Origin of the sequence: Rhodoplanes tepidamans (assembly GCF_030813915.1) — a bacterium.
Taxonomy (GTDB): domain Bacteria; phylum Pseudomonadota; class Alphaproteobacteria; order Rhizobiales; family Xanthobacteraceae; genus Rhodoplanes; species Rhodoplanes tepidamans.
Genome location: NZ_JAUSUJ010000004.1, coordinates 226,582 through 251,877, shown reverse-complemented (window position 1 = coordinate 251,877; position 25,296 = coordinate 226,582). Strand labels below are relative to the sequence as shown.

17 protein-coding genes are annotated in these 25,296 nt (G+C 68.5%); 12 read left to right on the top strand and 5 right to left on the bottom strand.

What is annotated here, in order from left to right; genetic code table 11:
• Nucleotides 1–103: 103 nt before the first annotated feature.
• A complete protein-coding gene (locus J2S22_RS07170) occupies nucleotides 104–1,456 on the bottom strand; it encodes a hypothetical protein (protein WP_272775187.1) in 1,353 nt (450 codons plus the stop codon).
• Between the two features lie 206 nt (nucleotides 1,457–1,662).
• On the opposite strand from J2S22_RS07170, the gene J2S22_RS07165 reads away from it, so the two are divergent.
• Complete coding sequence (locus J2S22_RS07165) at nucleotides 1,663–2,376, top strand: class I SAM-dependent methyltransferase (protein ID WP_272775188.1); 714 nt, start codon at nucleotides 1,663–1,665, stop codon at nucleotides 2,374–2,376.
• A gap of 30 nt (nucleotides 2,377–2,406) precedes the next feature.
• On the opposite strand, the gene J2S22_RS07160 is transcribed toward J2S22_RS07165, so the two are convergent.
• From J2S22_RS07160 to J2S22_RS07150, 3 genes are all read right to left on the bottom strand, one after another.
• Nucleotides 2,407–4,776, bottom strand: coding sequence for a M10 family metallopeptidase C-terminal domain-containing protein (locus J2S22_RS07160; RefSeq protein WP_272775189.1), 2,370 nt, complete (start codon nucleotides 4,774–4,776; stop codon nucleotides 2,407–2,409).
• 222 nt (nucleotides 4,777–4,998) lie between these two features.
• On the bottom strand, nucleotides 4,999–6,375 hold the full coding sequence (locus J2S22_RS07155; RefSeq protein WP_272775190.1) for an HlyD family type I secretion periplasmic adaptor subunit: 1,377 nt from the start codon (nucleotides 6,373–6,375) through the stop codon (nucleotides 4,999–5,001).
• 1 nt (nucleotide 6,376) lies between these two features.
• The gene (locus J2S22_RS07150; protein ID WP_272775191.1) at nucleotides 6,377–8,533 is read right to left on the bottom strand and encodes a peptidase domain-containing ABC transporter; all 2,157 of its coding nucleotides are present in this window, start codon (nucleotides 8,531–8,533) and stop codon (nucleotides 6,377–6,379) included.
• A gap of 808 nt (nucleotides 8,534–9,341) precedes the next feature.
• On the opposite strand from J2S22_RS07150, the gene J2S22_RS07145 reads away from it, so the two are divergent.
• Both J2S22_RS07145 and J2S22_RS07140 read left to right on the top strand, forming a co-directional pair.
• Nucleotides 9,342–10,343 (top strand): enoyl-CoA hydratase/isomerase family protein, encoded by a 1,002-nt coding sequence (locus tag J2S22_RS07145; protein ID WP_272775192.1) that lies wholly within the window; start codon nucleotides 9,342–9,344, stop codon nucleotides 10,341–10,343.
• Between the two features lie 635 nt (nucleotides 10,344–10,978).
• Entirely contained in the window at nucleotides 10,979–11,890 is a 912-nt protein-coding gene (locus tag J2S22_RS07140) for a SphA family protein (protein ID WP_272775193.1), read from the top strand.
• A 218-nt stretch (nucleotides 11,891–12,108) separates the two neighbouring features.
• Here the strand turns inward: J2S22_RS07140 and J2S22_RS07135 are convergent, their stop codons facing one another.
• Complete coding sequence (locus tag J2S22_RS07135; protein WP_272775194.1) at nucleotides 12,109–13,116, bottom strand: LysR family transcriptional regulator; 1,008 nt, start codon at nucleotides 13,114–13,116, stop codon at nucleotides 12,109–12,111.
• A 509-nt stretch (nucleotides 13,117–13,625) separates the two neighbouring features.
• Between J2S22_RS07135 and ertD the strand changes: the two genes are divergently transcribed.
• The 9 genes from ertD (at nucleotide 13,626) to J2S22_RS07090 (ending at nucleotide 25,285) form a co-directional block, all read left to right on the top strand.
• Complete coding sequence (ertD, locus tag J2S22_RS07130) at nucleotides 13,626–14,990, top strand: hydantoin-5-propionate amidohydrolase (RefSeq protein WP_272775195.1); 1,365 nt, start codon at nucleotides 13,626–13,628, stop codon at nucleotides 14,988–14,990.
• 12 nt (nucleotides 14,991–15,002) lie between these two features.
• Complete coding sequence (ertE, locus tag J2S22_RS07125) at nucleotides 15,003–16,280, top strand: N-carbamyl-l-glutamate amidohydrolase ErtE (RefSeq protein WP_307155807.1); 1,278 nt, start codon at nucleotides 15,003–15,005, stop codon at nucleotides 16,278–16,280.
• Nucleotides 16,280–17,677: a UbiD family decarboxylase gene (locus tag J2S22_RS07120; RefSeq protein WP_272775196.1), complete on the top strand. Its 1,398-nt coding sequence runs from the start codon at nucleotides 16,280–16,282 to the stop codon at nucleotides 17,675–17,677. Before ertE ends, J2S22_RS07120 begins: the two co-directional genes overlap by 1 nt.
• A 14-nt stretch (nucleotides 17,678–17,691) precedes the next feature.
• Entirely contained in the window at nucleotides 17,692–18,783 is a 1,092-nt protein-coding gene (gene ertC / locus J2S22_RS07115) for a thiohydantoin desulfurase (RefSeq protein WP_272775197.1), read from the top strand.
• 8 nt (nucleotides 18,784–18,791) lie between these two features.
• Nucleotides 18,792–20,453: a thiourocanate hydratase gene (ertB, locus tag J2S22_RS07110; RefSeq protein WP_272775198.1), complete on the top strand. Its 1,662-nt coding sequence runs from the start codon at nucleotides 18,792–18,794 to the stop codon at nucleotides 20,451–20,453.
• Between the two features lie 217 nt (nucleotides 20,454–20,670).
• Nucleotides 20,671–21,702, top strand: coding sequence for a TRAP transporter substrate-binding protein (locus J2S22_RS07105; RefSeq protein ID WP_272775199.1), 1,032 nt, complete (start codon nucleotides 20,671–20,673; stop codon nucleotides 21,700–21,702).
• 69 nt (nucleotides 21,703–21,771) lie between these two features.
• On the top strand, nucleotides 21,772–22,308 hold the full coding sequence (locus J2S22_RS07100) for a TRAP transporter small permease (RefSeq protein ID WP_272775200.1): 537 nt from the start codon (nucleotides 21,772–21,774) through the stop codon (nucleotides 22,306–22,308).
• A 25-nt stretch (nucleotides 22,309–22,333) separates the two neighbouring features.
• The gene (locus J2S22_RS07095; RefSeq protein ID WP_272775201.1) at nucleotides 22,334–23,650 is read left to right on the top strand and encodes a TRAP transporter large permease; all 1,317 of its coding nucleotides are present in this window, start codon (nucleotides 22,334–22,336) and stop codon (nucleotides 23,648–23,650) included.
• A gap of 21 nt (nucleotides 23,651–23,671) precedes the next feature.
• A complete protein-coding gene (locus J2S22_RS07090) occupies nucleotides 23,672–25,285 on the top strand; it encodes an HAL/PAL/TAL family ammonia-lyase (protein WP_272775202.1) in 1,614 nt (537 codons plus the stop codon).
• Nucleotides 25,286–25,296: the final 11 nt, after the last annotated feature.

The window sequence follows — 25,296 nt, the reverse complement described above, 5'->3', positions numbered from 1 at the left end:
TTGACGTGGTCAAGGACGCTCGCGTCGGCGGCGGAGAGTTATGCACATGCAGCGGGCACGGCCAAGTGCGCGAAAAGGTTGGGGGTAATCGTGTGAAAACAGATCAATGGTCAGAAGATCTGGAAAATACGCTGAGTTTATGCTGCTGAAGAATGGTGGAGAACTTGCGGATTTGTTCGGGAGTGTAGTGTGGGTTTTTTAGGTCTGCGTCAATGGCTGACTGATATTGCCTTATGTGATTCGCCCAAGCGGTCATGGCTTGGCGGCGCGCCGGTCCGAGTGCAAGTTCGGCGAAGATGCCGTAGCTGGCGCTCACGAGGACTGCCGCGACGAGAGCTGAGCCGATATTGAACTGGTTTGTACGATCTTTGGTGGTCAGCTCGGCGATCAACAGCAGTAGCCCGATCACGACCAGCCCGCTGGTGCTGGTGTAACGGGACGCAGTCGACTGTAAAATTCCCAAATCTGCGCGACCAGCAGCGATGAAGGCGCAGCTCCCTAGTCCGAATAGAATGACGGAGATGGAGAAGGCGTGAGGCGACATTGAGTGTCGCGCGCGCCACAAGGCCCAAGCAACGGCTGCAATCAGTGCGAGCCCGAGCGCTATCGCTTGTCCTCCGTCAATGAAGGTGCTCGGGACAGAAGTCGCGCCACCCGTGATGATGGATTTGTCTGCCGAGAACTGGGCGCCGAGGACGGCGAGTCCGCGGAATGCCGAAATCGCGCCGATCCGAACGAGGTGCGCCGATCCGGTGGCGGAGCCGACAGCGTAGATGGTTACGCAGAGAGCAGTGGCGGCGAGCCAAGTGATCAACAGGAGTGGCTTCGCTTTCCGTGTGGCGATTATTATTAGAATTCCAATAGGCCAGACCAGGAGTCCGTTCGTGAACGTCAGCGATGCGAGCAGTGCCGATGCGGTCGCGACGAGGATGAGAAAGAAACTCGCCGTCACGTCCTTGCTAAGAAAATAAAATGACGTCAGGGCGAAAAAGGTGGATCCAAAGGGGTTGATCGACCAGGGAGCCAGTAAATTCTCCCACTGACGGAGTCCAAAGAGAACGCTCATGACCGCCAGGATGGCGGGAAATGCAATGGCGGGAGCGGTGAAAAGGCCGGTGCGAACGGCTTGTCTGATCAGTAGAAGTGCAGTTGCGACTAGGAAGAAAAATCCGACCAGGATCTCTATCCGTATGTCCCAGCCGAAGAGTTCGGCGCTCAGGATGGTGATGGCCCTCTGCAGAGCTATGACGTGGCCACCCTGTCTGATGAATAGATCCGACCATGCTCCGTGGCCCGAAAGCCAGCGGTCGACCATGGGGACCATTGCCCATTCGTCATAATACGGTATGTCGATGCTATATGAAAAAATATAGTAAGCGGAAAGGAGTGCGGGTGCCGACAGCGCCAGAAATGCGGCCGCGCGGCGAGCGGCTGAGGTCGGGATGGATCGCATCATCCGACGTCTCCATTGTTCGATGATGACACGATGCGACGAAGTCCGTTTCAAGCAGTCGGATACGCGATGCGAAGGCGCGGATTCGATGATTCAGCTACATAACGGCGATCGCGCTGGCAGTCGAGAGTGGAGGCTCGATCGAGCTCGCTTGGCATCGCGAGGCATGTCGTTTATATTCGTCGCGCATGAACCCGAAACTTCCGTCCATGCAAGAGCTGGTCGCAGAAGCGACCGCCGGATCACTCGATCCTGCCGTCGTCACCTCCTGGCTGCACTTGGCCTCTCCGAGAGTTCGATTTCTCAAGTCCCTTCCCATCAACTCGACGGTCCTCGATCTCGGTGCCGGCGACGGGGCTTTGGCTATCTTCAAGGATTGGCTTGAGCCCCTGAGGCCTGATCTGAAGCTCTATGCCGTGTCGCTCGGCGCGGGCGCTCACTTCCATCGTTACGAAGGCTACGAGTTGGTCGACTTCGACAAGGGGGAGCCGGGCTTCGGGGGGATGGTTTTCGATGCCATGTACAGTTCCAACTTTGTCGAACATATCGATGGCGGGATAGATCGTTTGTCGGAGTTCGCGTTTCGCAGACTCCGGTGCGGCGGAATGCTCTACGTGGAAGGCCCGAGCCCTTTCATGGAGGAAGTTCCTCGACGCGAAGAATTCCACGCGGTCGGTCTGCCGGTCGTCTGTGGAAATTTCAGGGACGACAAAACCCATCGCGCCACGATAACCCTTCAGACGCAAGTCGAGAGAACTCAGGCGGCTGGGTTTTTCGTCGAGGAAAGCGGCTACATTCGCAACCGTTACATCGAAGACGACATGTTGCGCATTGCGCGACGGGACGCGAACGAGGTCTATGCGACTCTCGCGGTTTGGATGAAGTACTACGTGTCGCAATACGCGATTTCGACCAAGGTCTGACCGCGACGTTTGGTGGTTTCTCCGGCGCCCTCAGGTGGGCTGAATCTGCCAACTTGAGTCCACGGTGGCCAGGTTGACAAGCTGAGGCTGACCAGCGGCCAAGTTCCAGTAACTGACTCCACCGCCGGCGTTTCGCCAAAGGACGTCGGTTCTGCCGTCGGTGTTGTAGTCTCCGGTGCCGGCGATCGACCAGTCGTTGCCGACCCCGGCCAGCCCGTTGAATTGAACTTGGCCGGTGGCCATGCTCCAGTATCCGACCCATCCGCTGTCGTTCTGCCAAAGGACATCTGTTCGTCCGTCGGCATTGAAGTCCCCAGTTCCAGCGATTTCCCAATCGTTGCCGACGGAAGCCAGACCGACAAAGGTCGGATTTGCGGAACTCACGTTCCAGTAACCCACTTGGCCGTTGTCGTTTCGCCAAAGAATGTCCGAACGGCCGTCTGCGTTGAAGTCCCCGATCCCGGAAACGTCCCACTCGTTGCCGACAGACGCCAAGCCGACGAGTTGTGGCTGGCTACCGCTCAGCGTCCAGTATCCCGTTCCGCCGTTGCTGTTCCGCCAGAGGACGTCGGTTCGGCCGTCCACATCGAAGTCCCCGGTTCCGGCGATGCTCCAATCATTGCCGACGGTCGATAGCCCGACGAATTGCGGCTGCGATCCAGCCACGTTCCAGTAGCCCACCAGACCATTGGAGTTCCGCCAGAGGATCTCTGAACCGCCGTCCGCGTTGAAATCGCCCGAGCCGGAAATGGTCCAACTGCTCGCGACGGTGCTCAATCCGACCAACTGCGGCGATCCACCGGACATCTGCCAATAGCCGATCGATCCGCTCGACGTATTCCTCCACAGGATATCGGACCTGTTATCAGCATTGAAATCGGCGGCCGGCCGCTCCCGCAGCGCCCTCGTCCCGTTAGAGAACTGCGCCACCTCGACGTTCGTCAGCGTGGCCGTCTGACCGCCGGACGTGATGGTCCACGTGTTCGTCGTCGTGTTGCGGGAGATCGAGGCGGTTCCGATCGTCCCGGTGAACATCGCCTTGTCCCAGCCGGCGCCGCCGTCGATCGTGTCGGTGCCGCCGCCGCCGCGCAGGATGTTGTTGGCGCTGTTGCCCGTGATGGTGTCGTTGCCGCTGCCGCCGACGGCGTTCTCGATCGTGCAGCCGTAGGCGATCGAGAGGTTGCCGGTCAGCCCGCCGACGCTGCAGAAGGTGCCCGCGACCAGGCTGATGGACTGCGTGCTGGCGTAGCCCGAGAGGTCCAGCGTGTCGATCCCGCCGGCGTCCCAGATGCAGAGGGCGGGCGAGGTGTTGCTGGTGAAGTCGTAGATGCCGCCCGCCGTGGAGTTGAACCCGTACACCGTCGCCCCGGTGCGCGTCGACATGTTGGCGCCGTAGATCTGCTGCAGCGCGTAGATGTCGTAGAGCATGAGGCCGTCGGGATAGCTGCCGTAGCTCCCCGTCGTGTAGGACTCGTCGAAGTAGCTCATCACCGTGTACTGATGAGTGTCCTGCGTGAACTCGGCATTCGCCGCGTAGGTGATGGAGACGCCGGGCGCCGCGTTGTAGAGGCCCGGATGCGTGAGGCCGACCGCGTGGCCGAACTCGTGCATCAGGGTGAAGAAGCTGTAGGAGCCGACCGGAACCGAGGTGGTCGAGTTGCCGCCGGCGATGTTGATGTGGATGTTGCCGGCCTGCGAGCTCGCCGCCGTCGAGCCCGGATACTGGGCGTAGCCGCCCGAATTGTCGTTGTAGTTGTAGTTCGACAGCAGGATGGTGGCGTTGTCGGTCTGGCCCGAGTTGACGAGGTTCAGGCCGCAGACGTCGCGATAGAGCTGGAGCACGGCCTCCAGGGCGGTCCGCTGCTGGGCCGAGAACTGCGAGAAGTTCGGCTCCAGCCCGTCGTCGGTGACCCGGAAGCCGACCGTCACGGTGGCGCCGGTGCCGGGCGTCGCGCTCCAGGCGTATTCGCTGCTGCCGCCATAGGCGTCGATGATCCCGGCGCCCATCGGCACGTCGACGATCGCCCGCGTGCCGGTGGTGATCGACACGCCGTACTGCCCCGCTCCGCTGTTGTTGTACGCCCCGGCGTCGATGTAGTAGGTGCCCGACGTGGACGCCGTGAAGGTCACGACGGAGTTGATGTTGGGCAGGCTGTCGTCGTCCGAGGCGACGACCGTGGAGCCATTGGTGCCGTAGATCTGCAGGTACGGATCGGTCACGCCGCTCGTCCCGGTGCCGACCAGGGCGACCGTGTAGATCTGCCCGGCCGTCAGGGTGACTCGATACCAGTCGTGGTCGCCCGCGGCGCTCAGCCGCCCCTGCGCGATCTGCCCGATCTGAAGCGAATAGGCCGTGGTCGTGCCGGCCGAGGCGTCTGTCGTCTCGATGATGTCGGGCATTGTTCAGCTTCCGGGCTGCCGGCCGCTTCGGGCAGCGGTCGAAGGGATGGATTCCGGACGTGACTCGACGGACTTCGACACCGGTGATGCTCGATTGTATGCCCGGGTCGGGACGGCAGGTTCATTCGTTATTCTGCGGAAACGAACGGAAACAGATCGTCAACGCGCATATATTCCTAATTTTTGGTGCACGAAATACGGGCAATTTCGTACGATGCGCGCCTAGGGTTCCCTCAGGCTCTCGTCCAGTCCCTTGAGGATCGGGTTGAGGAGATAGGAGATCACCCGTCGGGTGCCGACCTTGATCTCGGCCGAGACGGTCATGCCGGGCAGCAGGCGGAAATGCGGGGGCACGTTGCGCAGCGCCGTGTCGGCGAGGGTGACGCGGGCCTTGTGGAACTGGACCGCCTCGGTGCGCTGCGGGTCCTGGCCCTCGCCGCGGCCGGGTCGGAACGCGTCGGCGCTGATGGTGGTGACGCGGCCGGTCGCGGTGCCGTGCTGCTGGAACGGGAAGGCGTCGAGCTTGATGCGCACCTCGTCGCCCACCTTGACGACGCCGATGTCGCGCGGCGACACCCGCACCTCGGCCTCCAGCACCGCCTCGAGCGGCACCAGCGTGAACAGGATCTCGGCCTCGCGCAGCACCGAGCCGATCGAGCGCTGGCCGATCTCCTGCACGACCCCGGCCTCCGGCGCGACCAGCGTGACCATGTCGCGCCGGCGCAGCGCCTTGTTCAGCTCCTCGGTGGCCGCCTCGCGCTCGCGCCGCACCGTGACGAGCTCGTCGGCCGCCTTCTCGCGCCACTCCTGCACATAGGCGTCGCGCTGGGCGTTGACGCTCATCAGCTGGTGCTGCAGCTCGGCGATCTTGCCCTCGCCCTGGATCTTCTCCCGCTCGGTGGCGATGAGCTGCGCCTTGGCCTCCAGCAGCCGCAGCTGGGTGTCGTACTCGCGCATCACCATGGCCTGGCGCATGTCGACGATCTGCTGCAGCAGCGCCATGCGGGACGACGCCTTGTCGATGTCGGCCCGGGTGGCGGCCAGCGAGGCGCCGATGCGCGAGAGCTCCTCGTGATAGGTGCGCAGCCGCGCCGCGTAGGTCTGCCGCCGCTCGTTGAACAGCGACAGCTCGAGCCGCGCGGAGCGGTCCGGCTCGTCCCCCGGCCGGAAGTCGGCGTTGCGGATCTCCGCCTCGAGCCGCGCCTGGCGGGCCCGGTAGCTCGCCACCTTGGTCTGCAGCTGCTCGACGTCGGCCTGGGCGAAGGTCTGGTCGAGCGAGGCGAGCACCTGTCCCTTGGCGACGATGTCGCCGGTCCTCACGTGCACGGCCCGCACGCCGACCCGCTCCAGCGGCTGCACGACCAGCGCCGGCTCGACGGTGACCAGCTCGCCGCGCGCCATCACGATGCGGTCGATGTCGGCGAGCGACGCCCACAGCACGGCGGTCGCCAGCAGCCCGGTCGCGGCGTAGAGGGTCCACCAGTGCACGCGTGCCGGCTCCTCCTCCTCCAGCGCGATCGCGGCCGGCTGGAACTCGCGGGCGACCGCCGGCTTCGGGGCCGGGGCGTCGCTCTTCGCGGGCGGGCGCGGGTCGGGCATCTCAGCGCAGGAAGCTGGTCTGGCGCGCCCACAGCTGCTGGTAGGGCGCGCAGGTCTTCAGGAGCGCGGCATGCGAGCCTAGGCCGGCGACGCCGCCCTTGTCGAGCACCACGATGCTGTCGGCCTCGACCAGCGACGCGAGCCGGTGCGAGATCATGATCAGGGTGCGGCCGCGGGCGATCGCCCGCAGGTTCCCGTAGACGATCGCCTCGCTCTCCGGGTCGAGCGCGCTGGTCGCCTCGTCGAACAGCAGGATGCGCGGCTGGCGCAGCAGCGCCCGGGCGATCGACAGCCGCTGGCGCTGGCCGCCGGAGAGGTTCGAGGCGTTCTCCTCCAGCAGCGTGTCGAAGCCCTTGGGCAGCCGCTCGACGAACTCCAGCGCGCCGCCGAGCCGGGCCGCCTCGACGATCTGCTCGATGCTGGCGTCCGGGCGCCCCATGCCGATGTTCTCCCGGATGGTGCCGCGGAACATGAAGCTGTCCTGCAGCACCACGCCCATGTGCTGGCGCAGATGGACGATGTCGATCTCGCGGATGTCGGTGCCGTCGATGCGCACGACGCCGCTCTGCGGCACGTAGAGGCCCTGGATCAGCCGCGTCAGGGTGGTCTTGCCGGCCCCCGAGGTGCCGACCAGGCCGACGAAGCCGCCGGCCGGAATCTTGAACGAGACGTCGCGCAGCACGCTCGGCAGGCCGGGGCCGTAGCTGAAGCCGACATCCGCCACCTCGATCTCGCCGCGGATCGGCGGCCGGTAGCCGCGCTGGCCGCCGGCCCGCTCCGGCGCCTGGTTCATCACCCCGGCCAGCATGCCGATGGCGAGCGCCGTCTCCTGGTACTCGTTGACCAGGCCGATGAGCTGGACGAGCGGGTTGCTGACCCGGTTGGCCAGCATCTGGAAGGCGACCAGCGCCCCGATGGTGAGCGTGCCGGCGAAGACGAGATGCGCCCCCACCATGATCACGGCGACCATCAGGAGCTTCTCCAGGAAGCCGATGATCGCCTGCGCGCCGATCGAGATGCGGCCGACCTCGAACTGGGTGCGCACCGTGTCGGCGGTGCGGTCGTCCCAGTCGCTGCGCTGGCGCGGCTCGAGCGCCAGCGCCTTGATGGTCGCCATGCCGTGGATGCTCTCGGTCAGGAAGGCCTGGCGCTGCGACTCCGCCTCGTAGAGCCGGAACAGCCGGCGCCGCAGCGCCGGCAGCATCAGCGCGATGCAGCCGCCGATCAGCGCCGAGAACACCAGCACCAGGATGGTCAGCGTCCCGCTGTAGAGCATCAGCACCGGCAGGAAGACGACGAGGGCGACGGCGTCGAGCAGGGTGAGGAACAGCCGCCCGGACAGGAACTCGCGGATGCGCTGCACCTGCTGCATGTGGCGCACCAGCACGCCGGCCGGGATGCGGTCGAAGAACGAGATGGGCAGCAGCATCAGCCGCCCGAAGGTCCGCCGCGCGGTGCGCACGTCGATGCGGTTGCTGGCGTAGAGCAGCAGGAAGCGGCGCAGGAAGCCGAACAGCGCCTCGAAGGCGAGGCCGAGCGTCACCGCGATGCCGAGCACCCACAGGGTGGCGACGCTCTCGTGCGGCAGCACCTTGTCGATGACGAGCTGGAAGAACAGCGGCACCGCGAGGCCGAGGAGATGCAGCATCACGGCGGCGACCCCGACGCCGACGAAGAAGCGCTTCTGGCGCAGCAGCTCCGGCACGAACCAGGCGAGCCCGAAGGGCTGGTCCGGGTCGGTGATCCGGCGCACCGGCTGGACCAGCACCACCTCGCCGGTCCAGTTGGGGGCGAACTGCTCCGGCGTCACGGCGATCACGCCCTGCACCTTGGCGAGCGGATCGAGCAGGCCGATGTGCTCCCCGTCGGGGCCGCGCCGCACCCCGACCACCACGATGGTCGAGCCGTCCTTGACGCGCGCCAGCACCGGGAAGGAGGGGCCGAGCGCCAGCAGCTCCGGCACGGTCAGCCGCGCCGCCTTGCCGCGCATCCCGCTCGCCCGGACGATCCGCACCAGCTCCCTGGCCGACAGCTCGCCGGGACCGATCGCATGGTCGTGGATCAGCCGCTCGACCGACAGGTCCACCCCCGCCTGCCGTGCGATCCACACGAAGCAGTGCAGCGCGGTCTGTGGGCGTGGTGCGGAGTGTTCGAGCATCCCGTGCGAATCGTCGTGGTTGCACACTCATAGCCGATTCTTTCATGCCGCGGCTGGGCCCGTACCAAGCGCCCAGCATCGGCGGGCTGTCGCTCGGCTCGAGCCGCACGTTTGGGTCGTCGTAGACGACGCGGCCGTCGAGAAGCGGGCGCACCCGGCCGGCCTCCCCGATCAGCACGATGTGTTGCTCGAGCTCGGGCGTGATGCCGGAAGCGGGGCTCCCGCGCATCGCCCCGCCGGTTCCGATCCATGACGTCCCGTCGCGGCCGGCCCCGTCCATCTCCAGCGTCAGACCCCGGCGGGGCCGTGGGTGCTCGGCAGCACCAGGAGGGCCAGCAGCCACCAAGGAGATCCAGATCAGCTTCGCCCGGGAGGGCGGGGCGGACCGCCCTCGCCTCCGCTGCCACGCCGTGTTGCCGGCGCGCTGCCCCGGATTCGCACGGGCTGCCGGCTCGGCTCCGCCGGGCGTGGCCCGGCTCACCGCGGTCTCCCGTCGTCGAAGTCGCCTGGGTCGCATCGACCGCGGAGACGGCTCGCCGGCATCGCCGCCATCACGCGGGCGGGGCCCGAAACGGGTCGGCGCGGCGATCCGGGCCGGCCGGCCCTGGCTATGCCCGGCCGACATAACAATTGGCCCAAAAAGAATTTCTGTCGCCCCGGGGGGCGGTGATATCGATCCTCGAAGGTCGAAAGTAACGGATAGTATTGCTTCGATCGACATCGGGCACGGAACGCGTGTCTTCGAGTGATCCTGCGTCCGCATCTCGGTGGGCGGCGGAACAGACTCCAAAGTGCAAAGGAACAAGCGATGGTCATCAGGGCCAATTACCCTTCCGATCACGAACGAAGCAAGGTGTCGACCAAGGCGGAACGGGAGTACGGGGTCGTTCCCCACATGACGCTCGCGGAGTATTCGGAACGGCTGAAGCACTGCTTCACCATGAAGCGGAAGAACGGAATTCTCGAAGCCCGGCTTCACACCGGCGGCGACAGCCTGCAGTGGGGCGCGCCGGCGCACCAGGGCCTGCACTACTTCTTCGATTGGGCCGGGCGCGATCCGGAGAACGAGGTCATCATCCTCGGCGGTACCGGCAAGGACTTCATGCGGGGCATCGGCCGGCTCGACGAGAACGGCAAGTGGCAGCCGGCGACCGAGTTCAGCTCGCACCCCTCGGAAGCCTGGAAGATGTACGACTTCCAGTATTACGACGGGACGAACGACATCGAAGGGCAGGTCTTCGATCTCGAGGTTCCGACCATCGGCGTGTGGAACGGTGCCGCCTTCCATTCGGATCTGGTCCTCTTCAGCGACATCACGCTCTGCACAGAGGACGCGTGGACCACGGAGATGCACTTCCGGGTCAACATGGTCCCGGGCGACGGCATCCAGATCGCCTGGCGCGAGCTGATGGGCCGGAAGCGCTACGCCTATGCGGAGCTGACCGGCGAGATCATCACGGCCCGCAAGGCCCTCGCCCTCGGCATGGTCAACGAGATCTGCCCCGACACGGAATCCTGTTACGATCGCGCCTGGGAGATCGCCGAGCTGATCATGCGGACCGGCACCCGCACGACCCGTCGCGTCACCACCCAGATCCTCCGCCAGGCCTGGAAGGAGGACATCGCCAAGGAGCTCCGCGGCAGCTTCGCGACCGAGATGTTCGTGACCGCCACCGAGCACTCGCCGCACGAGGTCAACTACTGGCACTGGGCGCACGAGGAGGCCGAGCTCGTCAAGGCGGCCGAGAAGAAGGGCAAGATCATCCGTCCGCGGATCGACGGCGGCCGGGAGGAAGACGAGATCAAGTGAGCTTTCGACCGCGACGAAGAGGCATCTCGCCTCCGTCGCGAGGGCGCGCTTCGCGTGGACCAGGGCGTTCCGTGCGGGACGGCCCGATGGCGACACGTGTGCGCGGCGAGCCGTGAGAGCGTGCGGGCGGTATCGATCGCTGTCGATGCCGCCCGCGGCGATTCTCGAAGTGCCCAGGCGCGTCGGCCTTATGTACGCACGGCATGAGCCTATCCCGAGATAGAATTGGCCGCCGCACCGGCCGATGACTAAGAGATCCTCGACGTGAATTCGTGATGTCGTCTCGACGGAAGACCGCCGGTTACGGGGGGCCGAGGACATGATCATGCTCGAGAGGCGGCACCGGCGCGCCGAGGCGCCAGCCGAGACCATGCCGGGCACGGGGGCGATCGACGGTTCGCCCCCGGACGCGACCGGCCTTCCGCGGGGCGACGCGCGCCCGGCCTGACCGGCCGAGCGCTTCGCCCGACAGCCACCATATCGGCCGATCGGAACTCGCCGCATCCGTGCGGAACGGGGACGGCGTCGGCTTGCCGCTTCACCGGCAGCGGCGTCGGCCGCAGGACCGCAGGCTCGCGATCCGGAGGCCGGGACATCAACGAAGACGTTTACCGACAGACGGGGGTTCGAGGATCATGAGCAGATTCATCTGGGCGGCAGCGGGCGTCGCCGCCGTCATCGCCGGGAGCGGGATCGCACAGGCGGCCGAGGGCATCTCGCCGCTGCAGCCGGGTGCCACGACCGGCAATCCGGCCGGTGCGCTGCCGCCGCCGGGACTCTATTTCAGCTGGGATACGGCCTACGAGTTCGGCAAGCTGAAGGACGACTCCGGAAGCGACCAGACGAGCCCCAAGCTCAAGGCCTCGAACGTCTCCACGGTCGGCGTGCTGCTGTGGGTCCCGGGATGGAAGCTGTTCGGTGCCGACTATGGCGCGATGCTCGCGCAACCGCTCAAGTACGCCCACACCACCGTCTTCGACGAGGCCACCGGCGCCTCCGGCATGGTCAACACGTCGATCTCGCCGCTGAACCTGTCGTGGAACCTGGGAAACGGCCTGTTCGTCGGCACGGGTGTCGCCGTGATCGTGCCCGACGCGACGACCGACTACACGTGGACCGGCACCCGCTGGAGGACCACGACGAAGAACATCGGGAACAACTACTGGACGGTCGAGCCCAATCTCGCCGTGACCTACATGACGGGCGACTGGACCCTCACCCTCAACAACATTCTCGACATCAACAGCGAGAACACCAGGACGAACTACAGGACCGGCAACATCTATTATCTGGACGCGACCGTCGCCAGGCGCATCGGGAAATACACGCTCGGCGTCATCGGCAACTACACCCAGCAGCTCGAGGACGACGAGATCTTCGGGGTCGCGCAGCCCGACACGAAGATCCAGCATCTCAAGGCCGGCGTGATGGTCGGCTACGATTTCGGCGCATTCACGGTGACGGCCCGCTATCTTCAGGCTCTTCATACCCGAAACGACGTCGGCGTCTCGTTCGCCCATCTCACCGTGGGGTGGAAGCTCTACTGAGGGTCCGAGGCTCGCTCCGGGCGGCATCCAGCTCGTTCGGCCGGACCACGTCGGCGCGGCCGCGTCCGAGAGGAACGCGGCCGTCCTCGTCCTCGCGACGCGGGTCGACGTCCCGGTCTCGGGCCGGAAGCGGTCGATCTCGTTCCCGCGGCCGCTGACGCACGCTCGTGATGCCCGGCCGTGACGGACGGAGCGGTCGGAGCCCGCCGCCGTCGGTCTCAGCCCGGTGAGACCGCGCAGGCGGAGACGCGATCGTGCCCCACCGGTCCGGCGGTCATCGGGGTTGCGACCGCCGGCTCGAAGCGCCGCGCCAGATCCGCTTCCCAATCCCGGTTGCGGCAGAAGGCGGTGAAATCGTCGAGGAAGCCCCGGATGCAGGGATTCGGATTGGCCGCGTCCCACACCAAGTCGATGTCGAAGCTGCAGCCGGCGTCGGTGACCGGCTTGAGGACCGAGTTCACACCCGTCAGGAACCCCCGGTGACGGGGCAGCAGCACGATCGCCTGCTCGTTGAACTCGACCGTGAAGCAGCACGATTCGAGATTGGGGCACTCCTTCGCGATCCGGTACTCGACCTCGTGGCGCGCGAAGAACAGCTGATTGCACTCGTGCGCGAGCGGCGAGACGTGTCGGGCGATGCCGATGATCGGCCACCGTGCCACGTCGGCGAGGGCCACGCCGTCGCGGGCCGCGAGCGGATGGTTTCGGTTGAGCACCGCGCAGAGCGGATCACTGAACAGCGTCAGGTGGCTGAGATGGTCGATCCGCAGTCCGTCCTGCGGCCGGATGATGAAGCCGAGGTCGCAGGTGTTCTTCTCCAGGCGGCCGACGATCAGGTCGAGGTCGCCGTCGACGCATTCGATGGCGACCTTCGGATGGCGCTCGGAGTAGCGGCCGAGAAACGTGGCGAGGAACGGTCGCGTCGCCTCGCCGAGGAAGCCGATCGAGAGCGAATGCCGGCCGACCCCCGGACAGGCCCGGATCACCGCCACCGACTGCTCGAACTGGCCGACGATCTTGGCCGCTTCCTGCGCGAAGACGCGGCCGACCTCGGTCATCTCCACCCGATGCGTGCTGCGGTTGAGAAGCTGAGCGCCGAAATGATCCTCGAGGAACTTGACGTGCCGCGAGAGCACCGGCTGCGTCATGGCGAGCCTTTCGGCGGCGCGGCTGAAGTTGAGGCATTCGGACAAAACGAGGAACTCGCGCAGAAGCCTGATGTCCATGGTCTTGGTCCGCTTGGAGCAGGTGCCGAGGCCGGGCGATCGAGGGAGGCTTTGCGCTCGGCAGACGATCGACGTGACGCGTGACGGAGCTCCGGTTCGGCAGCGGCTATCGACCGGCACACTAGCGGCGTGGTCGCGTCTTGAAAACGGAGGCTAGGAGTAGAACGTATGCCGGGCGATCGAAGTTGTGCCCGGGGCACTCGACAACAAGAACGACGTGGCGGGACCGTGGTGGCGATCGGACAGGCATGACACGCCGGTCCGGCGGCAGGCGCGCCTCGACGGCGGTCCCGACCGGGCGCCGGGCGCGCGCGAGATGGTCGTGTCGACGACACGCACGCTGGCGGCGTCCCGGCTGCCGGGCCGGCCGGATGACACTGCACCGCACAAACCGCATCGCGCAGTCCGTCGGGTTATGGGTGCCGTCGCTCTGGGAATGGGCGGCCGGTCCGGGGCTCGGCTATGCTCGCGCGCATGGTCGACCCCGGTAAAAAAGAAGAATGCCGACGATGAGCGATTTCGATCTGGTGGTGACGGGCCACGTCGTCCTCACCGACCGCACGATCCCCCGTGGCTTCGTCGCGGTGCGTGACGGCACCGTGGAGCGCGTCGGCGCCGGCGCCGGCCCGGCCGCCCGCGAGCGGCACGACTTCGGCGCCGCCCTGGTGCTGCCCGGCGCCATCGACGCGCAGGTGCATTCCTGCTCGCAGAAGAACCACGAGGGCTTCGACTGGTCGACCCGCGCGGCCGCCGCCGGCGGCGTGACCACCATCGTCGACATGCCCTACGACGACGGCAACCTGATCTGCACGGGCGAGCGCCTCGCCGCCAAGGCGGAGGCGGCCGGCCGCGACGCCCGGGTCGACTTCGCGCTCTACGGCACGATCCGGCCGGCCGACGGGCCGCGGCACGTCGCCGAGATGGTCGCGGCCGGCGCCAGCGCCTTCAAGTTCTCCACCTACGAGACGCATCCGGAGCGCTTCCCGCGCATCCCGACGCCGCTGCTCTGCGACGTGTTCGCCGCCATCGCGCCGCACGGGCTCGCCGCCGGCGTGCACAACGAGAACGACGAGTGCGTGCGCGCCTTCGTCGAGCGGGTGACTGCCTCCGGCCGCACCGATTATCTCGCGCACGGCCTGTCGCGGCCGCCCGTCACCGAGACGCTGGCGATGGCCGAGGTCTACGAGATCGCCGCCGCGACCGGCTGCTCGGCCCATGTCGTCCACTGCTCGGTCGGCCGCGGCTACGCGCTCGCCGCCGCCTACCGGGCGCAGGGGGTCGATGCGACCGTCGAGGCCTGCATCCACTACCTGACGCTGAGCGAGGAGGACGACGTCGCCCGCCTCGGCGGCAAGGCCAAGATCAACCCGCCGGTGCGCGGCCGCGCCGAGCGCGAGGCGCTGTGGGCGCATCTCGCCGCCGGCAACGTCACGGTGGTGTCGACCGACCATGTGAGCTGGTCGGAGGACCGCAAGACCGACCCCGACATGCTGAAGAACGCCTCCGGCGTGCCCGGCCTCGAGGTGCTGGTGCCGCTGCTGGTCAAGGGCCTGACCGAGCGGAACCTGCCGCTCTCCTGGGCGGCCCGGCTGCTCGCCGCCAATCCGGCCCGGCTGTTCCGCATCGGCCACCGCAAGGGCGCGCTGGCACCCGGCCGCGACGCTGACATCGTCGTGCTCGGCCACCGGCCGGGCCGCTACGATGCGGCGGCGAGCGGGCATTGCGTGGTCGGCTGGAGCCCCTACGAGGGGATGGAGCTGCCCTACCGTCCGGTGGCGACCTTCGTGCGCGGCCGGATGGCGTTCGACGGCAGCGCCGTCACGGCGGCCCCGGGGACCGGCACCTTCGTGCGGCCCCCCGCGGTCGCCGGCTGAGCGGAGGCCCGCGTGGACCTGTCCAACGCCCCCGTGAACCGCGACCGGCTGTGGGCCGACCTGATGGCGCTCGCCGCCGTGACGGATCCGGACAGGCCGTGGACGCGGCGCTCGTTCACGCCGCGCTTTCTCGAAGGCCGCGCCTGGCTGGCGCGGCGCTTCCAGGACGCCGGTCTCGCCGTGCGGATCGACGCCGCCGGCAACCTGATCGGCCGCCGCGAGGGCCGCGTCGCGGGCGCCAAGGCGATCCTGATCGGCTCGCACAGCGACAGCGTGCCGAGCGGCGGCCGCTTCGACGGGCCGGCCGGCGTGCTGGCCGGGCTCGAGGTCGCCCGTGCGCTTTTCGATCGCGGCGTCGTGCTGGACCATGCGGTCGAGGTGATCGACTTCCTCGCCGAGGAGCCGAGCGACTACGGCCTCTCCTGCGTCGGCAGCCGCGGCATGGCGGGCGCGCTCGGCCCGGCCGAGCTCGCCATGACCGGGCCGGGCGGCGAGACGCTCGGCGCCGCCATCGCGCGCGTCGGCGGCGCCCCGGAGCGGCTCGCCGAGGCGGTCCGCGACGACGTCGCGGCCTATCTCGAGCTGCACATCGAGCAGGGCACGGTGCTGGAGTCCCAAGCACTCGATGCCGGCATCGTCACGGCGATCGTCGGCATCACCCGGGTCGAGATCGTCTTCCAGGGCGAGGCGGCGCATGCCGGGACGGCCGGGATGCGCCATCGCCGTGACGCGGCGGTGGCGGCGAGCGCCGCCGTGCTGGCGGTGCGCGACGTCGCCACCGCGCTGCTCGACCGCGGCGAGGGCTACGTCGTCGCCACCACGGGCATCGTCACGGTGTCGCCGGGCGCCGCCAACGTGGTGCCGGGCGAGGCCCGCATCGTGATCGACGCACGGGCCGAGACCAGGGCGCTGTGCGACCTGCTGCTCGCCGGCATCGCGGCGCAGGCCAAGGCGATCGCGGCCGAGACCGGCGTCACGCTGGCGCGCTTCGCGGTGCTGTCGCGCAACGATCCCAGCGCCTGCGATCCGGGATTGCGAAAAACGCTCGCCGACAGCGCCGCGGCGCTCGGCTGCACCACCACCGTGATGGCGTCGGGCGCCGGGCACGACGCGGCCTTCGTGTCGCGCATCGCGCCGTCCGCGATGCTGTTCATCCCGTGCCGGGAGGGCCGCAGCCACTGCCCGGAGGAATGGAGCGAGCCGGACGAGGTCGCGGCCGGCGCGGCCGTGCTGTTCGAGGCGGTGTGCCGGATCGACCGCGATCCGCCGCGCCGCGAGGAGACGAGATGATGCGTGGTCTTCCCCCCGCCGGTCCCGGCGAGACGCACTCGCTGCGCACCTTCCTGGCCGCGCTGCAGGCGCGGGACGAGCTCGCCGTGGTCGAGACGGCGCTCGATCCGGCCGGCTTCGAGATCTCGGCCTGCCTGTCGGCGCTCGACGGCGGCCCGGCGCTGGTGTTCACCGGCACCGGCGCGAGCGGCATCCCGGTGGTCGGCAACGTGCTGGCCGGGCTCGACCGCATCGCCTTCGGGCTCGGCGTCGGCCGCGACGCGCTGACCGCCCGGATCGCCGCCGCGATCGCGGCGCCGCTGGCGCCGGTCGTCGTCGAGAACCCGCCCGTGCAGCAGACGGTGCTGCCGCCCGACCTCGGCCTGCTGCCGATCCCGCGCTTCTTCGAGCACGAGACCGGGCCTTACGTGACGGCCGGCTGCATCGTCGCGGAGGACCGCGTCACCGGCGACCGCAACCTCTCCTATGCGCGGCTGAAGCCGCTCGGTCCCGACCGCGCCCTGATCGGCATCGCGCCGAACCACCATCTCGCCGTGATGGCGCGCGCCGCCGCGGCGCGCGGCGAGCGGCTGCCGATCGCGATCACGCTCGGCAACCATCCGGTCGTGCTGATGGCGGGCGCGCTCTACCTGGCGCTCGGCCAGGACGAGCTGGCGGTCGCCGGCGCCCTGCAGGGCGCTCCGATCGCCGCGGCGCGCTGCACCACCAGCGGCCTGATCGTGCCGGCCCATGCCGAGATCGTGATCGAGGGCGAGATCGACACGGCGCAGAGCGTCGAGGAAGGGCCGGTCAGCGAGTATCACGGCATGTACGAGCGCTACGGCGCCGGCTGGGTGGTCGAGGTGAAGGCGATCACGCGTCGCGCCGACGCGATGCTGCAGGTGGTCGAGCCCGGCTATCACGTCGAGCACGTGCTGCTCGGCGGCGTGTCGATCGCGGCCGGCCTGCAGTCGCACCTGAAGGCCTTCATCCCGGCGGTCGCCGGCGTCGCGGTGGGGATGGGCGGCTGCGGCCGGCTCGCCGCCGTCGTGAGCCTGTCGGCCGACCACCGGCCCGGCGACGCCCGCAAGGCGATCCTCGGCGCGCTCGCCGCCGTGAACCTGGTCAAGCAGGTCACCGTGGTCGACGACGACATCGACCCGTGGGACGACGCCGCCGTGCAGTGGGCCGTGACGACGCGGATGCGCGCCGAGCGCGACATCGTGATGGTGCCCGGCCTGCGCACCGACCGGTCCGAGCCGATGAAGCTCGGCGGCACCATCACCAAGCTCGGCTTCGACGCCACCCGCCGCGACGAGGACCGCGACGACTGGACCCGCGCGCTGCCGCCCGCCGACGCCTATGCCCGGGTGGCGCCGATCGTCGACGCGATCAGGCGCGGCGCCCGCACCATCTGACCAGGAGACGACGCATGCGCAGGATCCTGACCGCCCGCGACGTCGAGCCCGCCATCAAGGGCGGTGCCGTGTTCGCCGCCGGCGGCGGCGGCTGGGCCGACCACGGCCGCATGCTGGGCACCGCCGCCGTCAATGCCGGCCAGCCCGAGCTGGTGTCGATCGACGAGCTGCCGGACGACGCGTGGATCGCCACCGCCGCGGCGATCGGCGCCCCGGCCGGCACGACGGCGTGGCAGATGCTCGGCGCCGACTACGTGAAGGCCGTGCAGCTCCTCCAGGACGAGCTCGGCGCCCCGGTCGCCGGCCTGATCATCGGCCAGAACGGCAAGTCGAGCACCCTCAATGCGTGGCTGCCCTCCGCCCTGCTCGGCACCAAGGTGATCGACGCGGTGGGGGATCTTCGCGCCCACCCGACCGGCGACATGGGCTCGCTCGGGCTCGCGAACAGCCCCGAGCCGACCATCCAGACCGCGGTCGGCGGCAACCGCGCGAACAACGCCTATCTCGAGCTCGTCGTGCGCGGCGCGACCGGGAAGGTGTCGCCGATCCTGCGCAAGGCGGCCGACATGTCGGGCGGCTTCATCGCCTCCTGCCGCAACCCGATCCGCGCGTCCTACGTGCGCGAGCACGCGGCGCTCGGCGGCATCTCGATGGCGCTGGCGCTGGGCGAGGCGATCATGGCGGCTGAGCCGAAGGGTGGCGCCGCCGTGATCGACGCGATCTGCGAGGCTTCGCGCGGCGGCATCATCGGCACGGGCGAGGTCGTCGAGAAGGCGGTCGCCTACACGCAGGAGGCCTTCGACATCGGCACCGTGACGATCGGCAGCGGCGCCGGCCGGCGCGTGCTGCACGTGATGAACGAGTACATGGCGGTGAGCGGGCCGGACGGCGAGCGGCTCGCCACCTATCCGGACGTGATCACGACGCTCGACGACGACGGCGTGCCGGTCAGCGTCGGCGAGATCCGCGAAGGCATGCGGCTCCACGTGCTGCGCGTCGCCAGGGACGTGATCCCGCTGTCGGCGAGCGTCACCGACCCGTCCGTCTACCCGATCGTCGAGACGGCGCTCGGGATGGACATCTCGTCCTACGCGCTCGGCCGGTGAGGATCGCCATGCCGCACGAGTCACGCCAGGAGTTCAAGGTCACGGGCGGGCCGGCGCTGCGCTGCAAGGGCTGGCGGCAGGAGGGCCTGCTGCGCCTCCTGGAGAACGTGCTGGCGGTCGGCGAGAACCCGAAGGATCTCGTCGTCTACGCGGCGCTCGGCAAGGCGGCGCGCGACTGGCCGTCCTACCGGCGCATCGTCGAGACGCTGCGGACCATGGACGAGAGCGAGACGCTGGTCGTCCAGTCCGGCAAGCCGATCGGCCTCCTCCGCACCCACGCGCGCGCCCCCATCGTGGTGATGGCCAACTGCAACATCGTCGGCCAGTGGGCGAACGCCGAGACCTTCTACGACCTCGAGCAGAAGGGCCTGATCTGCTGGGGCGGGCTGACCGCCGGCGACTGGCAGTACATCGGCTCGCAGGGCGTCATCCAGGGCACCTACGAGATCCTGTCGCGCATCGCCGAGCGGCATTTCGGTGGGTCGCTGGCCGGCCGCTTCGTGCTGACCGCCGGCCTCGGCGGGATGGGCGGGGCGCAGCCGCTCGCCGGCCGCATGGCGGGCGCCGCCATCCTGTGCATCGAGGTGGACGAGGCGCGCATCGTCAAGCGCATCGAGAACGGCTATCTCGACGCCAGCGCCGCCGACCTCGACATCGCGCTCGGCATGATCCGCCAGGCGCAGTCGAGCGGCCGGGCGCTGTCCGTCGGCCTCTGCGGCAACGCCGCCGAGATCTATCCGGCGCTGGTCGCCCGCGGCATCGTGCCCGACGTGGTGACCGACCAGACCTCGGCGCACGACCTGCTCTACGGCTACGTGCCGCCCGGCCTGTCGCTCGACGCGGTGCGGCGGCTGCGCAGCGAAGATCCCAAGCGCCTGATGGCGGAAAGCCGCGCCGCGATCGTCCGCCATGTCGAGGCGATGCTGGCGTTCCGGCGCGCCGGCGCCGTGGTGTTCGACAACGGCAACCTGATCCGCACCCAGGCGCGCGAGGGCGGGGTCGCCGACGCCTTCGACATCCCGATCTTCACCGAGGCGTTCCTGCGGCCGCTGTTCTGCCGCGCCATCGGGCCGTTCCGCTGGATCGCGCTGTCGAACGATCCGGCCGACATCGCCGCCATCGACGACCTCGTGCTCGCGCTGTTCCCGGACAACCGCATCGTCACCAACTGGATCCGGCTCGCCCGCGACGCCGTGCCGTTCGAGGGGCTGCCGGCCCGCATCGCCTGGCTCGGCCACGGCGAGCGCACCGCGCTGGCGCTCGCCGTCAACCGGATGGTGGCGGAGGGCCGGCTCGCCGGACCGGTCGCCTTCACGCGCGATCACCTCGACGCCGGCGCCATGGCGCATCCGAACATCATGACCGAGCGGATGCGCGACGGCTCCGACGCGATCGCCGACTGGCCGCTGCTCAACGCGATGATCACCTGCTCGTCGCAGGCCGATCTGGTCGCGATCCATTCCGGCGGCGGCGGCTATGCGGGCTACATGACCAGCGCCGGCGTCACCCTGATCGCCGACGGCACGCCGGCGGCCGAGGAACGGCTGCGGCTGACGCTCGACAACGACACGTCGCTCGGGGTGATGCGCTACGCCGACGCCGGCTACGACGAGGCGATCGACGAGGCGAGCCGCAAGGGGATCGCGCATTTCCCGGGCGGCGGCGCATGAAATTTGCCGACCAGCACATGACCGGGGGTTATGGGTGGGCGGCTTTGCGCAGCCGCGTCATGCACTTGGCTGCACCGCCCGAAACCGCGGCGGCGGCCGCCCGGCGCCACCCGGCGCTACCGCGCCCCGCCCGCCTCGCGCTACGCTTCCTCCCGTTCTCTCTTCCGTTCTCTGCCGGGCCGTCCCTCACCGCAACGCCGAACCCAAGGATCGCCGCATGAAGACCCTGATGCTGGCCGCCACCGCCGCGACGCTCGCCGCGCTGACGTTCACGGCCCCGGCCGCCGCGCAGCAGCCGATCATCCTCAAGGTGCACTCGTTCTCGAGCCCGCAGGCGCCCGAGGCCGTGTATCAGATGCTGCCGTGGATCGAGAAGGTCAACAAGGAGTCGAACGGCCGGCTCAAGGTCGAATTCTATCCGAGCATGCAGCTCGGCGGCAAGACGAGCGACCTGATCCAGCAGCTCGAGGACGGCGTCGTCGACATCGTGATGATGAACCCGGGCGTCGCCCCGAACCGCTTCCCGGTGCTGCAGGGCACCGAGCTGCCCTTCACCAATGTCGGCACCTCGGCGGGCCAGACCCCGGCGATGCTGGAGTGGGTGAACAAGTGGCTCCTGAAGAACGAGTTCAAGGGCATCAAGATCATCCACATGCACGCCACCGACGCGGCCGTGCTGCACACGAGGACCAAGAAGATCGAGACCGCCGCCGACCTGAAGGGCCTGAAGATCCGCGTGCCGGGCCGGTTCGTCGGCGAGGCCATGAAGAGCCTGGGCGCGACCCCGGTCGGCCTGCCGCTCAGCGACATCTACGAGAGCCTGCAGCGCGGCCAGATCGACGGCATGACCATCAACTGGGCGATCATGACTCCCTACAAGCTGCAGGAGGTCACCAAGTTCAACATGGAGACGCCGTTCTATCAGAACGCCATCATGTCGCTGATGAGCCAGGCCTCCTACGACAAGCTTCCGGCCGACCTGAAGAAGGTGATCGACGACAATATCGGCATCGCCTACTCGACCGAGGTGGCCAAGAAGATCGACGAGCTCACGGTCCCGGCCAAGAAGACGATCGCCGACAGCGGCAACACGCTGTACTCGCTCTCTCCCGAGGAGCTCGCCAAGTGGCGCGCCGCCATGGCGCCGGTCTACAAGCTGTGGATCGCCGAGATGGACAAGAAGGGCCTGCCCGGCCAGGCCATGTTCGACGATCTCCTCGCCACCACGGCCAAGTACGGCCGCAAGTAGACCCCGACCGCAACCGAGGCGGGGGCGGCGCGCGACGCGCCGCCCCCGACGATCGACGAGGACACGCCGATGCGCTCATCCCCGATCCCGCCCGGCCGCCGCACCATGGAGGCGGCGTGCCGCGCCGTCGCGCTGGTCGGGTGCGTCGCGCTGGTCGCCGTGATGCTGGTCGTGGTGGCGTCGGTGCTCGGCTCGAACCTGTTCCGCCATCCGATCCTCGGCGACACCGAGATCGTCGACAGCCTCACCGGCGTCGTCGTGTTCTGCTTCCTGCCGTGGTGCCACCTGCACGGCGGCAACGTGATCGTCGACTTCTTCGCCAAGCCGCTGCCGCGGGTGGTGCGCGACTGGCTCGACGTGGTGATGAATCTCGCCTTCGCGGTCGTCGCCGGCGTGATCGCCTGGCGCCTGATGGCCGGCGGCCTCTCGGCCTTCACGCGCGAGCAGGCCAGCATGTTCCTCGAGATCCCCGAATGGTGGGTCTATGCGGTCGGCAGCCTGACCTCGGTCCTGTGGATCGTCGTGATCCTGTACGTCGCCTACGAGTCCGTCCTGCGGGCCCGCGGACGCCTGTCCGCCCCCGCCGACGAAGTGCAGTTCGGCTGACCGGCGCATCCGCAGAGCAAGACCCATGGACCGTTTCGACATCGGCCTCCTCATGTTCGTCGCCGCGCTGGCGCTGATCGCGCTGCGCATGACGGTCGCCGGAGCCATGCTGCTGGTCGGCGGTCTCGGCTACGCGGCGATCAACGGCTGGCTGCCGCTGCTGAGCACGCTGAAGACCATCACCTACTCCAAGTTCGCCAACAACGGCCTGTCGGTGTTGCCCCTGTTCCTGCTGATGGGCGAGTTCGCCAGCCGCGGCGGCATGAACGCCCGGCTGTTCCGCACCGCGCGGGCCTGGCTCGGGCACTGGCGCGGCGGGCTCGCGGTCGCCACCATCGGCGGCTGCGCCGCCTTCGGGGCGATCTGCGGCTCCTCGCTCGCCACCGCCGCCACCATGTCGCAGGTGGCGTTGCCGGAGATGCGCAAGTCCGGCTACTCGCCGGCGCTGGCGACCGGCACGCTCGCCGCGGGCGGCACGCTCGGCATCCTCATCCCTCCCTCGGTCATCCTGGTCGTCTACGCCGTCTACACCGAGCAGTCGGTCGGCGCCCTGTTCGTCGCCGCCGTGATCCCCGGGCTGATCGCGGTGGTCCAGTACATGATCGTCGTCAACCTGTTCACTCGGCTCGTGCCGGGCTCGGCCGGCTCGCTCGCGCGCGCCTCGTGGCGGGAGCGCCTCGTCGCGACCCAGGAGGTGTGGCCGATCCTCACGGTGTTCGGGCTGATCGTCGCGGGCATCTATCTCGGCTGGTTCTCGCCGACCGAAGGCGCCGCGGTCGGCGCCTTCGTCACCATGCTGTTCGCCATCGTCCAGGGCGGCATGCGCTTCAAGGGCTTCGTCGAGTGCCTGCTCGCCGCCGGCCAGACCACCGCGATGATGTTCCTGATCATGCTGGCGGCCGAGCTGTTCTCGGCGGCGCTGGCCTCGTCGCGGATGCCGGCCGAGCTCGCCGGCCACGTCGCCGCCCTGAACGCCGATCCCCTCGTCGTGATGTTCTTCATCGTCGTCGTCTACTTCATCCTCGGCTGCTTCATGGAGTCGCTCTCCATGGTGCTGCTGACCCTGCCGGTGTTCATCCCGCTGCTGCTCACGCTCGACTTCGGCCTGTCGCACGACGCCAAGCTCGTGTGGTTCGGCATCCTGGTGCTGATGAGCGTCGAGGTCGGGATGGTGTCGCCGCCCTTCGGGCTCAACCTGTTCCTGATCAACTCGCTCGCCAAGGACGTTCCGATGAGGGAGACCTACATCGGCGTCCTCGGCTTCTGCCTGATGGACTTCATCCGGGTCGCCCTGCTGATCCTGTTCCCGATCGTCTGCCTGTGGCTGCCCGGCCTCCGCTGACCCCCAACACGAGTAAGAGACATGACGACTGTTTGCCTGGACGGCGAGACGCTGTCGATCGCCGACGTGGTGCGGATCGCCCGCGAGGGCGCGAGCGTGGAGATCAGCGCCGCGGCACGCGCCGAGATCGTCAAGGTGCGGGACTACATCGACACCCACTGGCTCACCGACAACGCGCCCGCGACCTACGGCTTCAACACCGGCGTCGGCAAGCTGAAGGACTTCGTCATCTCGCAGGCCGACAACGACCGCTTCCAGCTCTCGATCGTCATGTCGCATTGCGGCGGCATGGGCGATCCGGCGCCGGAGGACTGGGTGCGGGCCATGATGGCGATCCGCATCAACGCCTTCTGCCTCGGCGTCTCGGGCCTGCGCATCGAGGTGGTCGGCCGGCTGATCACGATGCTCAATCGCGGCGTCCACCCGGTGGTGCCGCTGCAGGGCTCGGTCGGCGCCTCCGGCGATCTCGCGCCGCTCGCCCACATGGTCTCGGTGATGATCGGCTACGAGAAGGCCGAGGCGTTCTACCAGGGCGTCCGCATGCCGGCACCGGCGGCGCTGGAGAAGGCCGGCATCGCGCCGGTGAGGTTCGACCTCAAGGCCAAGGACTGCCTGGCGCTGATCAACGGCAACAGCCTGTGCGCCGCCATGGCGGCCCTCAACCTGCACGACGGCGAGCGGCTGATGAAGCAGGCCGACGTCACCGGCGCGCTGTCGGTCGAGGCGATCCGCGGCGAGCAGGCGGCGTTCGATGCGCGCATCCACGCGGCGCGCCGCCAGCCCGGCCAGATCACGGTCGCCGGCAATGTCCGGCGCATCATGGCCGGCACCCGCCGCTCGACCGAAGGCGCCCGCGCGGTCCGGCTGCCGCACGACGTGCTGCACCCGACCCACACGGCGCGCGTCCAGGACCAGTACTCGTTCCGCTGCCTGCCGCAGGTGCACGGCGCCTGCCGCGACAATCTCGCCTACGCCAAGACGCTGATCGAGCGCGAGCTCAACGCCGCGACCGACAATCCGCTGGTGTTCTGGGACGAGCGCGGCGCGCTGGAGTTCCTGTCGGGCGGCAACTTCCACTGCGAGCCGATCGCCTTCGCCATGGACATCCTGGCGATGTCGCTCGCCGAGATCGGCAACATCTCGGAGCGCCGGCTGTTCGCGCTGTGCGACCCGACGCTGAGCTACGGCCTGCCGGCCAATCTCGCCGGCGAGCCGATCGGCCTCAATTCGGGCTACTCGATCATCTCGTGCTCGGCCGCCTCGGTCGCCTCGGAGAACAAGACGCTGTGCTTCCCGGCGAGCGTCGACACGATCCCGACCAAGAGCAACCAGGAGGACCATGTCAGCATGGCCGCCTGGGCCTGCCGCAAGGCGCGCCAGATCATCGACAACCTGCCCAAGATCGTCGGCATCGAGGCGCTGCTCGCGGCGCGCGCCATCTTCGTCACCGAGGAGCAGCTCGGCGGCTACGCGCTCGGCGCCGGCTCGACGGCCGCCTACAAGGCGCTGCGCGCCGCCATCCCGTTCCAGATGGACGACCTCTACATGCCGCTGCAGAGCGGGCCGGCCGTCGACCTCGCCCGCAAGGGGGCCCTGCTCGACGCCGCCGAGGCGGCGATCGGCGCCCTGGACTGACGGACGGCGGA

Coding starts and splice junctions, on each gene's coding strand:
- J2S22_RS07170 (WP_272775187.1), bottom strand. CDS start 1,456: ATGATGCGATCCATCCCGACCTCAGCCGCTCGCCGCGCGGCCGCATTT.
- J2S22_RS07165 (WP_272775188.1), top strand. CDS start 1,663: ATGCAAGAGCTGGTCGCAGAAGCGACCGCCGGATCACTCGATCCTGCC.
- J2S22_RS07160 (WP_272775189.1), bottom strand. CDS start 4,776: ATGCCCGACATCATCGAGACGACAGACGCCTCGGCCGGCACGACCACG.
- J2S22_RS07155 (WP_272775190.1), bottom strand. CDS start 6,375: ATGCCCGACCCGCGCCCGCCCGCGAAGAGCGACGCCCCGGCCCCGAAG.
- J2S22_RS07150 (WP_272775191.1), bottom strand. CDS start 8,533: ATGCTCGAACACTCCGCACCACGCCCACAGACCGCGCTGCACTGCTTC.
- J2S22_RS07145 (WP_272775192.1), top strand. CDS start 9,342: ATGGTCATCAGGGCCAATTACCCTTCCGATCACGAACGAAGCAAGGTG.
- J2S22_RS07140 (WP_272775193.1), top strand. CDS start 10,979: ATGAGCAGATTCATCTGGGCGGCAGCGGGCGTCGCCGCCGTCATCGCC.
- J2S22_RS07135 (WP_272775194.1), bottom strand. CDS start 13,116: ATGGACATCAGGCTTCTGCGCGAGTTCCTCGTTTTGTCCGAATGCCTC.
- ertD (WP_272775195.1), top strand. CDS start 13,626: ATGAGCGATTTCGATCTGGTGGTGACGGGCCACGTCGTCCTCACCGAC.
- J2S22_RS07120 (WP_272775196.1), top strand. CDS start 16,280: ATGCGTGGTCTTCCCCCCGCCGGTCCCGGCGAGACGCACTCGCTGCGC.
- ertC (WP_272775197.1), top strand. CDS start 17,692: ATGCGCAGGATCCTGACCGCCCGCGACGTCGAGCCCGCCATCAAGGGC.
- ertB (WP_272775198.1), top strand. CDS start 18,792: ATGCCGCACGAGTCACGCCAGGAGTTCAAGGTCACGGGCGGGCCGGCG.
- J2S22_RS07105 (WP_272775199.1), top strand. CDS start 20,671: ATGAAGACCCTGATGCTGGCCGCCACCGCCGCGACGCTCGCCGCGCTG.
- J2S22_RS07100 (WP_272775200.1), top strand. CDS start 21,772: ATGCGCTCATCCCCGATCCCGCCCGGCCGCCGCACCATGGAGGCGGCG.
- J2S22_RS07095 (WP_272775201.1), top strand. CDS start 22,334: ATGGACCGTTTCGACATCGGCCTCCTCATGTTCGTCGCCGCGCTGGCG.
- J2S22_RS07090 (WP_272775202.1), top strand. CDS start 23,672: ATGACGACTGTTTGCCTGGACGGCGAGACGCTGTCGATCGCCGACGTG.